Source organism: Flavobacterium sp. FG139, assembly GCF_057809695.1.
The window spans coordinates 1-13,494 of sequence record NZ_JBMDKL010000021.1 but is presented as its reverse complement, the minus strand read 5'-3'; the positions used below and the strand labels follow the sequence as shown (position 1 = coordinate 13,494).

Below are 13,494 nucleotides of genomic sequence, written 5' to 3'. Positions count from 1 at the left end.
TTAAATTAGTTTCTTGTAGATAAGTAGTATTTTGTTTTTTGGGGTGTAGCCCTTTTTACTATTATTGGTATCTGTGTAGATTACCTCTAATTGCACTTTTGAATAAGTACCATCAGGCACAACTAAAATTTGCTTTTGAGTTGGGTATATCAGAACTCCGTTAACCTGTGCTATGCTTGTGCCTTTATTGACAACGCAAAGTGAAGTAACATTCTCTAAAATTGGGATTTGCTCTTCTCTAAATTCTCTTGTTATAAAAGCCGATTCTACAAACATTGCTACATTTTTTTAACGTTATTATTATACAGGAACACTACATGAAATTTTAGTGGTCTCTCTGATTCCAGTTTGTCCTCTAGTGTGAAAATCAGAGTGTAATCTTTGTTGCCAGTATCAAAATTTAAAGGCTTAAAACTCTTCTCATATTCGCCACCGTTCGACTGTCTCCAGTTGTCAATATGAACCGATGGAATAATGGCAATACTGTTATCGTCTTTCATTTCAACGGATGCCATTGCGTTTGCCTGTTTCTCAACTCCATTGGTATAAAGTGCTGCACCTGTGGTAAAACCTGTAGGCAGTTTAAAGTTTACCGATGTATCAGTTTCTCCTGGTTTAATTAGTGCCTTAACAACGTATTGAATTTGTCTCATATCTATTTGGATTTAAAAGCCATAGCCCTAGAACTATGGCTTTTTGAGTTTTGAAATACTATTTTTTTGCTTCAGTTACTCTGAACTCCAATCGCATAAAAAGCGGTTTTCCTGTTGGAATTGTAACCCCTTTTGGAAATTCCAACTCCAATTTGAACTCTTCTTTTGCTCTTAAAAGCGGAGTAGTTGCAATTGGTCTGTGGTCGTCCTGTTTGAAGTTTTGAGTATCTGTCATCGGCAAATCAATAAGCATATCATTGGTTTGGATAAGTCTCAAATCAGCATTTTGCAGTTGTGCAGGTATTCTCTCCGAATTTTGCCAGTTGGCATTTGTTACATCTGTACCGTCAGAGGTAAACAAAGTGCGGACAGAATCAATGACAACATCACGCCCAGAGTTTAAAAGGTTTCCGTCAAAGTTGGTTACTCCGACTAATTTTTTGGTATTAGCATCAACCAATTGGTTAATCCCGCTCATACCGTCAACCTTTACATTCAAGTAGAAAGTTTTATCTACTAATTTGGTTGCCTGTGGTCGCACAGCTTGTGCGTGTTGGCGTTGTCTCGCTCCTAAAACTTTGATTGCTCTTTGCAATTGTGGATTTCTATTTTCCATTTTTTTGTTTGAATTAAATTTTACTTTTCTTTTTGGGTTTACATTATGTAATTGCCATCTTCATCGATGTAAGCTCCTAAACCATCTTCATCTTCATAAGCACCTAGACCATCTTCAACATAGTTTCCACTTGCATCGATATAACCGCCTAATCCGTCATCGTAATCATATCCGTTTAAACCGTTTTCAACATAATTGCCGTTTACATCAATGTAACCACCCAATCCGTCTTCGTGGTAATTACCATAGGCATCGATATAGCCATTCAGACCGTTTACTGCTCCTGAAAGACCTACAGCTTTTTGCATAAATCTTCCCATTGCGCTATCCGAACTTAATTTTGAGGCAATGGTTTCAGTTGAAAAAATGTTTTTTACCAGTTCTAATCCGTGAGCAATGGAAACACCTATTGCCGAACCTCTCATAAGAGAACTTTTACTATCACTCCCTTTTACCTTTACTGCCAAGAATCCTGCTCCGACAGCTACCACACCATTTACTACACCTTTTACTGTGTTTGATGATGTTTCTGTCATTGTGCCTGTAAGACCTCTTGAGAGTGCGCCTACAGCAACGGCAGAACTAATTGTTATTAACTCCTGTTTCATTTTTGTTTTTATTAATTTCTTTTTGAACTTGTTACTAGTAAAACTGCTCCCAAAGCCCCTACACCGATAACTATTGGAATAGTATAATTGGGTTTGTCAGTTGGGTTTGCTGTTTCATTTTTTGCCATTTCCTTTTGATTGGCAACTTCTTCTTTTAGGTTATCTACTGGAATATCCTTGACCTTTGAAATGGTCTCTAATTGGGATTCATTAGGTAAAGCTTCATTTACTGTCGAATCCATTGTTAGAGTATCAGTAGGAACTCCTTTAACCTGTGAAATGGCTTCCAATTGTTGTGGGGTTGGAGTAACATTATTGGACGTTTGGTCAATAGTTGGCTGTGGTGCTTGAACTAATCCACTACCTGCTGTCACAGTTGAAAACTGCTCAGGACTTAATACGTTTGGTGTTGATGGGTCTTGATCTTGTGCTATAGCCATTTCAGTAACTACATTTTGGTCAGATTGATTTAATGCAATTCCATTTTTAATTTTATTCATCACAATTTGTCCTAATGGGCTTTTTGCAATTTTCATTGCTTTAACAGCTAATTTGCCTATCCTTCCCAATTTCGCCAGTTTTGCGGCTACTCCAACCGCTTGACCACCAGGAATTACCATTGCAGCAATAGAGCCAACGGCAATAGCATTTTTTAATGTCACATATTTTTTAGCAGCTTTTCCAATGTCTTTATTAGCAGATTTTACATTTTTACTAATAAATTTAGCCACTGATAATTTTGGCATTCTAAACCTAAATTTATTTAGACCTGCATTTAACCCTGATTGTTCTTCTAATATTATCATACTTTATTGTTTAAAAAGGAAATCTTCCTCTGGTGGAACTTGATTTTTTTGATGCTCCTTTAAGTCCTCTTTTACTTCCGTAAACACTGTTGCTTTTTACATAGATATTGTAAGCTCCGCCCTCGCTATTTGATTTGTGAGCAATGGCATCTGTACCCAATGACTTTAGCATATTTTTTGCTTGTTCGGCACTTCGGGCGAAATCGTATAACTCATACGCCTTTTGACAGGGTTTCTTTGTTACATACCAACCTTTCTTCTTTGGTGCGGGGCAATTAAGCCCTATATGTGGCAGTTTTAAACTCATAAAAACATCTTCTTTACTTGTGTACTTTGGTTCTCTGTTACTTTGTACTGTTCCATCAATTACAAAATGCCCATCATCCAGTTTTCCACTTACTTGATTTTTTGGCACTACAACGTAAACATGGGTGTACTGCTTCGGATTGAAATTTGGCTGTTTTATCTGCCTGATATAATGCTTAATCCCTAAATTGAGAAGTATGCAACTGGCAAAAATCGAGTAGCTTTTACAATCAATTCCCTCTCTTCTGTTGAACCAACTATTAGCGGGGCTTCTTATATTTTGTGTTACTCCGTCAGCCTGATATTGAATATCATAGAATAGAAAATAATGTATCTTGTTGCAGGTCTCTTCAATCGTTTTTCCTCTTAAAACCTGTGAAAGTTTGGCTACTTGCTTGTAATAAGCCTTTGCCCAATCTCTCATTACCCGAACCGAATAAAATGTATCTCCTGTTGCAAGCTTTACTTTTTGGTTTTTCGGCTTTTCGATTAAATGATTAAACTCGTCTCCATTTTTTATCCTGCGCTTTAGAATTACGTTAATCTCTTCCTTTGTCATTTCTAAATCCTGTAACTTTCTGATGCAAATGTTTGAAATAAAAAAACCTCGCCTTTAGGTAAAGCGAGGTATAGCAGGGTATTGCAATGATTTTTTAGGTACGGTAAAGTATTGTTAGGTATCATTGCAATTCTATTGCAATGAAGTAGCCTTATTGTTTTCTAAACAAGTGAAAAAAACAGAAAAGAAATAAATAATTTGAATGAAATTTTTATATTTGCGTAGGTGTTTTTGGTATGCCTGCTCGTTCGTGCAAAGATTTTATCAACCAATAACTAGATAATATAACCATCAGAGCTTATTATCCAACCAAAGTTTACGAACGCTAAATCTCAGGATAATAATCTTTGAACTAAAGGATTATATTATGAATACTATTGATTACTTCAAACTTCAAGCAAAAAATCTACACAAAGATTTCAAAACCAAAATCCCTGTTTCTGACAGTGAAAAAAACGCCTTTCTATACGAATACTCGCCCAAGTATTTTGATGTAGAAATGGTTGTTTCCGACTACAACCTTGACGAAGAAAATTTCAGCCTTATGAATGCCCAACACGTCATTGCAAAAATGGCAAACTTTGATAAATGGGCTTCACTACTAAAAGCATCGCCCGCAGAATTAGAGCTTGCAATGTTATTATTTGAGCATCAAAATAAAATTGATTTAATCGGTTGGAATTTTTATATAGCCGATGCGCAATCTATGAATGAAACCGAACTAGATACAGAAATTCAAGTAGAAATATTCAAGCAAGTTGTTGTTGAAGAAAACATTTTTGATGATGTGGAAATAGAAAGCTATCTATTGAAACATAGCTATTAAGGTTTAACCATCAAGATAATATCCTTTTGGTAGTCCATAGGTCTCCACAAATTCCATAAACTCTAAATGAGGTATTATCTTGGTGTTTTTTGATATGTTTTTCTCTTTCAAAATTTCGTTGATTTGATTTCTGATTTTTGTTTCACTAAACTGATCGCAATACATCTCAACCAATTCCGATTTTGTTGCAGAATAAGGAAGCGGTTTTTTGATGTTATTATTCATTTTTACAGTCGGTTTGTTCTTTAACTTTTAAATCATTTATTTTAAATAATGTTCTGAAAACATAGGATTCCAAAAACTTTAAAATCCTGTTTTTCCCCAGTATAATAAAATCCAAAAATTGCAATGGTGAAGTAAGGATAATTGCAAAGCATACAAGTAATGCAAACAAGTTGTATCGAACTATTTTAAGGCGGTTTACAAAGTTCATAGTTTAAATATTTATTAGTTTTTCATGCAACAAATCGGATATAGTTTGCATGGTGAATTTTTGCTCTTCTGTTCTGTCATTTCTTTTCCATTGACAACAGAAAAGAAGTATTACTGCTTGTGATGGAGTAAATGAAATATTTGAAACCTTTTTAGGGTTTTCAATCTTGGTTCTGAAAGTGTAGAACATACTTTGGAGTACATCTATAACAATGATGTCATTGCAATACTTTTCATAATCATTGCAATTGGAAATATTATCTACTTTGTGGCGGATAAACTTTAAAAGTTCCGACTGGATAATAACAACGTTTTCCTTTTTTATTTTCTTTAAAACTATCTTCATATCAATACTTAAATTCTGCGATTAACAAATTATTTTCATAGAACTGGACAACATTAGTCCGGTTAAAGAGTTCTTTCCTTTTAAGGCGGTTGAGCATACTCTTGATTATTGCCTCATTGTCTCTCTTGTTCTGATTTATAGGCGAGTGCCAAACCACGTTATCATCCCTGCCTTTGGTTAGAATTACCATTTTAATCTTTGATTTCTCTTTCTTAAATACTGGCATTGGTTATAATTTAAAATTCAAAAAAGCTATATTTTACGGTCTCTTCACTGTTAATTACATGGCTCTTTTCGTTAGTCTTAAGCGATTTTTTTAGTATCAAATCAGGTAATTTATCAAGGTATTGTTTTGGTAAATTCTGCTCTACATAATCGAATAATTGCGAGTAAGTCAACTTGTTTTTAAAGAAGCGGTTTAGTACCGTCTCACACTTTTTGGAGTGGTTAATGGTCTCTTTTCTTTTGGTTGCATTGCTTTGCTGTTTCTTCTTTAGGGTATCATACTTGGCAATGGCTGATAAATGCTCATTCCATTTGGTTTTTGTGTACTCAAAACCTACTTCTTTTGCCGTTTTTCGGGTCATATCGAAATAATCGTATGGGAATAATGGCGAAAACTCATTTTTAGAAAACCATTTTCTAGCCCACTCGATACGCCAACGCATTTGGCTAATTTCATCAACCAACACGCTTTTGTTAAAGCTGTTTCCTGTAAAGGCAATCCACTTGTTCTGATAATACAGATTAATGGCTTTTTTGTAGCTTCCTGCAAAGGGAGTAGCCGTTTTGTAAATCTTTGATACGGATTTGAAAAAGTCCTGTATAGCCAGTTCTCTAAACTCTTCATTGGTTAGCGTACCGCTGAAAGCTTCTTTGTACAAATAGCGAATGTCAATAGGCTTGTAATTGTGATATAGTCCACTAGCTAGGTTTTCGGCTAGTTCCTGTGGGTGTAGAATTAATTCCTGCAATTTGTCTGAAAGCGTTTTTTCTTTGTTTTGGGATTCACCGCCCGCCCCCTTAGTTTGAATAGTTTCTTTGCTGGTATGTGTTCCTGTAAAAAACAAATGAGAAGGCGTGAGAGCTTCGCTCGAACTCCTTAAACCCTGAGAATTGTTTTCAACATTCTCTTTCTTTTTACTTTCATTTATAAATGTTCTTGTACTTTCATTGTTATCAGGTAAAACATTCCAATATGTAAGTTTAAGTTCTTTGTTTTCAGAGCGTTTTATTTTTGAAGTATAAACATCCAAAATCACGAGAATTTCAGGATTAATATGTAATTCAACAGGTCTATTTCTCCCTGCAAAATGATATTCAACAAATACGCCCGCCTCTTCCAAACGCTTTCTATGATTGCGAACCGTTTTAGAGCATATTGCAATACTGTTAACTTCGTTCCGCTTTAATTGGGTAACGAGAAAGGAATTGATTTTAAACTCTTCTATTGGTCGTTTTGATGTAATACCACCTTTGATAAACTTCTCATTGCGTTTCATCAGTTGGGAGTTATACAAATGCAACAGATTCTGAAACACCACTTCAGTAGCATATTTTACTGTTTGGATTTTCTTTTTCTCTACAATCAGTCCGTAATCATTACAGAATTGGGTAACTGCCTCATTATAAATTCTTGAATTATTATTCTTTGAATTATGAAGTAAAAACAGTCTTTTATACTCTTTTTGAATATCAGTGATTGAGTTTGATTTTAAAAATTCCTTTACGGAATTATTGTGCGCTTGTATCAGTTCATTCTCTGCTTGTGTCTTGAAATTATACGATGCAATATACTTGCGGTAGTTATCCATTGTACTGGAAAATGCCTCTTCAATGATTGCAGGGTAAATTGCAATGATTCTGCCCGAAAATTGCAAAGGTTTTTCAATTGATTCTCGTTGAACTCCTAAAGCTTTGTTTTCTCCAAAGCCAAAAAGTGTGGATGCCATTGAAAAAACTTTGTTGTCTAGTCTTTGCGTTTTTATACTCATAAGAATTTGATTTAACCTTTGACAATGGCGCATTTCACGCCATTGTTTCAAGGTCTTACAGCTTATTGCCGTGTATGTACTTTACTTTGGAGTTATTTTTTAAATGACTTGTTGTAGTTCTCCGCCAATAGTTTATCGACATCAGCCATTTTGTAGTAAATCTTGTTTCCTACTTGGCTAAAAGATATTTTTCCCTCGTCTCTCCAACTTTGAGCAGTACGTTTTGAGATACCCATAAACTTCATAAACTCTTCATTATCCATGATGGTTTTCTTTGAAGTATCGGGTTGGGTGCTGATTAAATTTTGCAAAGTATCTAACCTTGTGGTTAACTCTGAAAACTGGGCTTTTGACAAAATATATACCTCCATTTTTGAAAAAGATTAAAAATTATGAGGCAAATGTGCAGGGTACAAAAAAGTCTTTTAGTCTTTTTATGGTCTTCGAGGACTAAGTTATTCTTTAGAAGTTCTGAAAACCTTTATTTAAGGGGATTGTAGTCTTTTGTTTTAAAAAAATACTGGAGGTAGTAAAAAGACCTTTTTTGTGTAGCAAAGAAATTGGCAAAAAATGACCAAAAAAAGTGTTGTTTTTATATCTTTTTACGGAAAAAAGACAGGGCTAACACAAAAAGTCTTTAAGGTCTTTTTTTTAGCAAAAAGACTTTTTGTGTTTATCGAAAACTATTTATTTACAGAGGTTTATACAGGTTTTTGGTATTGCTATAGGGAGGTGCAAAATAAAAAGTCCACGCAGGTTTTGTGGACTTTTTTAAATTATAAAATCTTGGTTACATCAATACGCTTATTGGAGTTCGGGCGTTTATCTTCTCTGGAGGGTTGCAGGATAGTTTTAACGCTTTGAGGACTTATTTCTTTGCCGTCTTTGTCAACAAAAGAGTTTACTATGATATTTGCAACATCATTGATATTTCCCTCAATAACTGGCTTGCCATCAACAAGGATTTCACGAGACAATTGATAAAAAATATCTACAAACTGATTGACATTGCAATTAAATTGCAATTTTGTGAAATTGTTGGGGCTTGTGATTGTTGCAGGTTTGAGTTTTTCAATGGTACTCTTTATGTTTTGCATTTCATAAATCTGCTCAATTTCTTTGGCACATTGTTTATCAAACAAAGGTAGTTTTTGATTCAAAAACTCAATATTAGCCTGTTTGTATTCGTGCTTTTCTTTAGTCAATAAAAGGATTTTTTCATTATCATCATCTAGGATAGCAAGTTGCTTTTTGATTTCATAATACGAAAAATATCTCTCATCACTTTCAGCATTAATATATCTTTTGGCTAAATTGAGCTTAATAGGTTTTATAGTAGGGCAATGCAATAAATTTCGTTTTTTTTCAATTTGTTTAAAAAGTTTGTAATATCTGAAAAGAGCCGATTTTTTTATAAATGTCTTTTCATTTATTTTTATTAATTCTTCAAAGCTATTTAGCCAATTTAAAGGCTCTTTAATTTTATCTAACTGATTATTAATAAACCCCGAAATCTGAGATTGATTTAAAATTAAAACCTTATCTATCAATGCTACACAATATTTTTCATTATTTATTTTTCCATTAATAATAATGTCTAAATTTGGATTTGTGGATTGATTAATTGTTACTGCCACATGTTCTTCAAATTGAGTTGTCGTAATAATTTGGGTCGTGTTCAAAATGTTAAATATTTTAAAATTAAATAGCGAATTAAATATAATATCCTATTAAATATAATAGAACACATAACTTATTTAATTTGAATTGTTTAGTTGAGATTAAAAAAAGAATTAGTATCGTGTAATTATTAAAAATATTTTTATATTTTTGGAAAAGTTATTTTAGAAACAATTATATAACTATATAAAAAAGAATGACAGACTATAAAAAAGCAGTTGAAAATTTAGCTCAAAATAAAAGTGATTTTATATTTAGCAATTCAAGTCCTGAACATGCTTCTATTGTTTTATCAACAATGCTTAAACACTCTGAAAGAGAATTTAGGATATATGATGATAATTTGAGTGGCGATGTAGCTGACTTGAATGAGGAGTTTTATACTAATTTAGATAAATTTGTTAATTCTCAGAAAAGTCTAAAAATTGTTATTGACTCTGATGACCATAGGGATAGTCGAATATTTCAAGTTTTACTTAGTTATAAAGCTTCGTTTCCAAATAATATTCATATATCAATAGCCAGTGAAAGTTTTAAAAACAGAATAAAAAATGTATTCAACAAAACTGTAAATTTTGCCCTTGGTGATTCTAATTCTTTCAGAATTGAAGATATTATGCAATTAGAAGAAGGTAGAAGAAAAGCTATTTGTTGCTTTAACAATACAAAAATCACTAAACAGTTAGTTAATTCTTTTGACAACGAATTTTCAAGTTGTCAAAGTATATAATTCGAGTTTAGTATGTTGAATAATTTTAGCTCGTATTTTGAAATTTTTTGTGGTTTAAATCTTGCATATGCTGGTTCCGAAAGATTTAGAAACGCAATTGATAATGAAATTTACAAATTATTAAAAAATCAAATTCTACAAAATATAAACACAAAAGTTGAAGAATTAAAGAGCAAGATAATCGTTTCAGTATCAGAAGACAACAATGAAAATATTAGCAAAAAATTACAAAAATTACAAAAAGATTTTGATTTTAAAAGTGAAAATATATTAAAAATTGAAAGCGAAAAATTAAATTTTATTGAAGGTTTTAAAGCCATGTTTTTAGCAACCTCACTATATTGCATTGCAATAATAGTTTTAGGAGGATATGAACAATTTTTCGAGAAAAACTCTAAACAATTAAATTTATTTTTGCTATTCTTATTACCAATTTTCGTATTTAATTCATTTGTCTTTATTAGAAGCTTCACAAAAAAACACAGTAAGAATATTAAAGCTATTAATACAATTGGTTTTGTAATATCATTATTAATCCTTTGTGTGTTAACAATTCAAAGATGTCCTTATGAACCAAAATTAGAAGTATTTTTTTCAGAACAAACTTGTATAACCTTTTCCTTAATTATAGCTATTTCCCCATTTTTATTTCATTTCCTTAGGGTTTTTATTCATAAACTAATTTTTAGGATAAGATTTCAACTTTTAGAGTTTAACACTAATAATTCATTGAAAAGAATCAACGAATTAGTTGATTTTTTCAATGAAGACGATGATTAGAAATAATAGTTATTGCACAGGAATTTGCTCTGAAGACTAAGCCAAACAAAAAGAATTATGAGTGTAGAAAAAAATATTAAAACCATAATGACAATAGTTCTTCTAATTGGGCTAATTTTCTACCACTTTCTTGGTTTTGTACCGACAGATGATTTTTCTACTTTGTTCGGTATAAAAGGAGACTGCTCCTCCGTCTTTACAATCATCAGAATAACAATCACTATTCTAACATTGTATTTTACACTTTCAAGCCCTTTAGTAGTCAAATTTTCAACTTTACTAACAGGGCAAAAATTTATTGGCGGAACTTACTTAGGTAATATTTTTATTCCTGCAAATTCAACCACACATCAGGATCAAATCAATTTGAACTTTAAACAGAATTTACTATCAACTAAATTGACGGGTGTTATATTTAAAAATAATGGACAAGGCCAAGTTTTTAAAGATGGAATATTAACTGGTTCAATCGTAAATGAAGAATCACAAATAACGCGGTTTGTTATTCAAATTGACAGTGCAAATCAAACTACTTACGGACTTCTTGTTATTCATTTTGAGAACAGAGTCGGATATGGATATTTTTATGAAATAGGGAATGGCAACACAAACATTCGTGACATCAGAGTAAATAAGAAAGAATCTTAGTATACAAAATTATTGAAGTAATTACTGTAATAATTTAACGACAAACAAATAGACATATAACTAAAAAAAAGAATAGTCTTGCTTAGTATTTATGTAATTAAATTAAGCGGTAGTATTAGCTCTCTGCATCAAGTTAAATAAAAAACTATATCACACCGATATAACTATTTAATTCATTATATATAATCTTATAGTGTATTTTTTTTACTTCTGTTTTAAATCATTTTTACCAACAACTTTTGACGATTAAATCATAACCGTAAAGGATGAAATGATAGCTTTTAAAGAAATTGTAGTTAAAATAGTTTTAGTATATAAATTCATCAACTGCTTTGTCTAATTCTTCATTGATAATCTTAGCATAAATCTGCGTTGTTCTTATATCTTGATGATCCATTAATTTTGAAACATGCTCTATTCTCATGCCATTATTAAGTGCATTAGTAGCAAAACTATGACGACTCAAATGAAAAGAAATGTGTATTGGAAATTCTAGAGCCTTTGCAATTTTTTGTATTTGAAAATTTGCTGATTTATTTGCCTTTTCTGTCATCTCATATCTGTACTCTTTATTTTTCAAAAACAAAATTGGATTTTTTACAATCGGAAAAATAAGGTCGTCAGGTTGTGGATTTGGTTTTTGATACTTTTTTATAATATCAAGTGCAATTTGACCAATTTTAAACTGGTGTAATCGACCTGTTTTATTTATAGTTTTTTTGATTCTTTGCTCTGATTCGATAAAGTGTTTGTTCTGTATTTCTAACACATCGCTAAAACGTAATCCTCCTGCGTATATAGAAAAAACAAACATATCTCTATAGATACAACTCAAACTACCTTCTGTTGCTTTAAATTCAATCATTGCTTGTATTTGGTCTTTCTTTAAAAACAATCTCTTACCTGTGTCCTTTTTTAAAGTCAGTTTGCTAAATGGGTACATATATTCGGGAATAATATCTTCTTTAATAGCTTCTTTAAACATAATAGCTAAAATCATTATTGAATATCTTTGTGTAGTCGCTCCATTTTTTAATGTATTGCCCATATAACTCATATAATCCATTAAAAGAGAAACAGTAATATCGTCAAAGTATACATCTTTTGAGCCAACCCATTTTTCAAACTTTTCCAAATAAAGAACATAGTTTTTATAGGTTGCAATTGAGACATTCCCTCTAATCTTTTCACAACGTTTATAAGCATACTCAAAAAAGTTTGGCACTTCTTTCCCTTTGATTGCTTCTTTTAATTTTTTAACTGAAATCGTTTTTACTTTTCTCTCCAAATCAGCAACCTGTGCCTCAGCATCAGCAACCTTTTGAGAAATAGACGCATTCATTCTTGCGCTGTTTGGATGATTTTTCTTTACCCGTTGTTTAACTTCGTCCCATTCGGTTTCTTTTAATTTTAAACCAACTGAAATAAATTTAGTTTTTCTATCTTTAATGACCCTAATGTATAAAGGAGAATGACCTGTTTGGTCTTGTTGATATGTTCTTAAAATTAGCTTTATAGATGCCATGTTTTGAAAAAAATAAAATGTTGTACTATCTTTGTAAAATGAAGCAAATAAGTGAAATCCTTTAAAACATGAGGATTGCAATTGAATGCATCGCAATACAAGAGTACAACATTCGGTACAACAAAGCAAACATTTCGTTGCTTTTTTTTGCATCCATTTAAACTAATTAATATTTAAAAAGCAACAAATACAGTACTTTAAGTGCATATTGAAACATGATAATACATAATTAACCTAACAGCCGTTTGCACCAATGGCGTGGCTTGGGATTTATTAGAATACGGAAGTGAATATCTTTTTTCTTTCAATCGCGTTTTTTCTTTCTAACTTTTCGGTATATTTGTTATCGTCAGTGAGCGAAAACCGCCACTGGCGCAAGCGACAGAACGTTGTGCAAAATATTAAACCAAAAAAACAGAAAATATGAAAAATTCTTATAAAACAATATTGTATTTTATGACCTTCGCATTAGCGGGCGTATTTTTTCAAATTAGTTGTTCAAACTCCAATGAATCTAAATATGTGAGCAATACACTTCAAAAATTTATTTACATAAAAAAAGATTTTCCAACAACTGGCGATCAATCTATATGGATTGCAAACTTTGATGGTACTAATCAAACTCAAATTCCAATTTCTTTACCAAATAACATATCACTCTATACAATTTATTCAAGTGGAGAGCACTCAACTGTTAAACTTTCTAATGATGAGCAAACCATATTGTTTACAGCACAAAATAATTTGAATAGTGAAGTTTATATTTACTCATGTAATGTTGATGGAACTAACTTACAACAACTAATGTCTTTTAACAGTAACACTGGAATCTTTTTATAATTTTTTAAATACTTTGCACAACAGCCGTTTGCACCAATGGAGTGGCTCGGGATTTATCAGAATGCGGAAGTGATTATCTTTTTTCTTTCTATCGCGTTTTTTCTTTCTAACTTTTCGGTATATTTGTTTTCGTCAGTGTCGAAAA

General features: G+C 31.9%; 17 protein-coding genes. 5 read left to right on the top strand and 12 right to left on the bottom strand.

Translation table 11 applies throughout. From position 1 onward, the window contains the following. Genes ACODSI_RS14385 through ACODSI_RS14360 form a run of 6 tightly spaced genes read right to left on the bottom strand, consistent with a single transcriptional unit; the run spans position 1 to position 3,548 of the window. The gene (locus ACODSI_RS14385; protein ID WP_488917555.1) at positions 1-276 is read right to left on the bottom strand and encodes a hypothetical protein; all 276 of its coding nucleotides are present in this window, start codon (positions 274-276) and stop codon (positions 1-3) included. A gap of 2 nt (positions 277-278) precedes the next feature. Continuing rightward, positions 279-653, bottom strand: coding sequence for a hypothetical protein (locus ACODSI_RS14380; RefSeq protein ID WP_298657982.1), 375 nt, complete (start codon positions 651-653; stop codon positions 279-281). Positions 654-711: 58 nt separating this feature from the next. Further along, positions 712-1,269 carry a hypothetical protein gene (locus ACODSI_RS14375; protein ID WP_298657985.1) on the bottom strand — a complete coding sequence of 186 codons (558 nt, stop codon included), beginning with the start codon at positions 1,267-1,269 and terminating at the stop codon, positions 712-714. 38 nt (positions 1,270-1,307) lie between these two features. Next, positions 1,308-1,877 (bottom strand): hypothetical protein, encoded by a 570-nt coding sequence (locus ACODSI_RS14370; RefSeq protein ID WP_488917554.1) that lies wholly within the window; start codon positions 1,875-1,877, stop codon positions 1,308-1,310. 11 nt (positions 1,878-1,888) lie between these two features. Continuing rightward, positions 1,889-2,683, bottom strand: a complete 795-nt coding sequence (locus ACODSI_RS14365) for a hypothetical protein (protein WP_488917553.1) — start codon at positions 2,681-2,683, stop codon at positions 1,889-1,891. Between the two features lie 10 nt (positions 2,684-2,693). Next, on the bottom strand, positions 2,694-3,548 hold the full coding sequence (locus ACODSI_RS14360; RefSeq protein WP_298657992.1) for a transglutaminase-like domain-containing protein: 855 nt from the start codon (positions 3,546-3,548) through the stop codon (positions 2,694-2,696). A 367-nt stretch (positions 3,549-3,915) separates the two neighbouring features. Here ACODSI_RS14360 and ACODSI_RS14355 point away from each other — a divergent pair, with 367 nt between their 5' ends. Then, positions 3,916-4,374, top strand: a complete 459-nt coding sequence (locus ACODSI_RS14355; RefSeq protein ID WP_488917552.1) for a hypothetical protein — start codon at positions 3,916-3,918, stop codon at positions 4,372-4,374. Positions 4,375-4,377: 3 nt separating this feature from the next. Here ACODSI_RS14355 and ACODSI_RS14350 read toward each other — a convergent pair whose 3' ends face one another. From ACODSI_RS14350 to ACODSI_RS14330, 5 genes are all read right to left on the bottom strand, one after another. Next, on the bottom strand, positions 4,378-4,599 hold the full coding sequence (locus tag ACODSI_RS14350; protein WP_488917551.1) for a hypothetical protein: 222 nt from the start codon (positions 4,597-4,599) through the stop codon (positions 4,378-4,380). A 211-nt stretch (positions 4,600-4,810) separates the two neighbouring features. After that, complete coding sequence (locus tag ACODSI_RS14345) at positions 4,811-5,152, bottom strand: hypothetical protein (RefSeq protein WP_298657999.1); 342 nt, start codon at positions 5,150-5,152, stop codon at positions 4,811-4,813. A gap of 236 nt (positions 5,153-5,388) precedes the next feature. Then, positions 5,389-7,146 (bottom strand): hypothetical protein, encoded by a 1,758-nt coding sequence (locus ACODSI_RS14340; RefSeq protein ID WP_488917550.1) that lies wholly within the window; start codon positions 7,144-7,146, stop codon positions 5,389-5,391. Positions 7,147-7,238: 92 nt separating this feature from the next. Beyond that, positions 7,239-7,517 (bottom strand): helix-turn-helix domain-containing protein, encoded by a 279-nt coding sequence (locus tag ACODSI_RS14335; protein ID WP_298658374.1) that lies wholly within the window; start codon positions 7,515-7,517, stop codon positions 7,239-7,241. Between the two features lie 405 nt (positions 7,518-7,922). Next, positions 7,923-8,828 carry a hypothetical protein gene (locus ACODSI_RS14330; protein ID WP_488917549.1) on the bottom strand — a complete coding sequence of 302 codons (906 nt, stop codon included), beginning with the start codon at positions 8,826-8,828 and terminating at the stop codon, positions 7,923-7,925. A gap of 194 nt (positions 8,829-9,022) precedes the next feature. Here ACODSI_RS14330 and ACODSI_RS14325 point away from each other — a divergent pair, with 194 nt between their 5' ends. From ACODSI_RS14325 to ACODSI_RS14315, 3 genes are read left to right on the top strand one after another with little or no spacing between them, the layout of a single operon-like run. After that, positions 9,023-9,556 (top strand): hypothetical protein, encoded by a 534-nt coding sequence (locus ACODSI_RS14325; RefSeq protein ID WP_488917548.1) that lies wholly within the window; start codon positions 9,023-9,025, stop codon positions 9,554-9,556. A 12-nt stretch (positions 9,557-9,568) separates the two neighbouring features. After that, positions 9,569-10,336 (top strand): hypothetical protein, encoded by a 768-nt coding sequence (locus ACODSI_RS14320; RefSeq protein ID WP_488917547.1) that lies wholly within the window; start codon positions 9,569-9,571, stop codon positions 10,334-10,336. Between the two features lie 57 nt (positions 10,337-10,393). Further along, entirely contained in the window at positions 10,394-10,984 is a 591-nt protein-coding gene (locus ACODSI_RS14315; RefSeq protein ID WP_488917546.1) for a hypothetical protein, read from the top strand. Positions 10,985-11,291: 307 nt separating this feature from the next. On the opposite strand, the gene ACODSI_RS14310 is transcribed toward ACODSI_RS14315, so the two are convergent. Then, positions 11,292-12,509 (bottom strand): tyrosine-type recombinase/integrase, encoded by a 1,218-nt coding sequence (locus ACODSI_RS14310; protein ID WP_488917545.1) that lies wholly within the window; start codon positions 12,507-12,509, stop codon positions 11,292-11,294. Positions 12,510-12,932: 423 nt separating this feature from the next. Between ACODSI_RS14310 and ACODSI_RS14305 the strand changes: the two genes are divergently transcribed. Continuing rightward, positions 12,933-13,349, top strand: a complete 417-nt coding sequence (locus tag ACODSI_RS14305) for a TolB-like translocation protein (protein WP_488917544.1) — start codon at positions 12,933-12,935, stop codon at positions 13,347-13,349. Positions 13,350-13,494 lie beyond the last annotated feature (145 nt).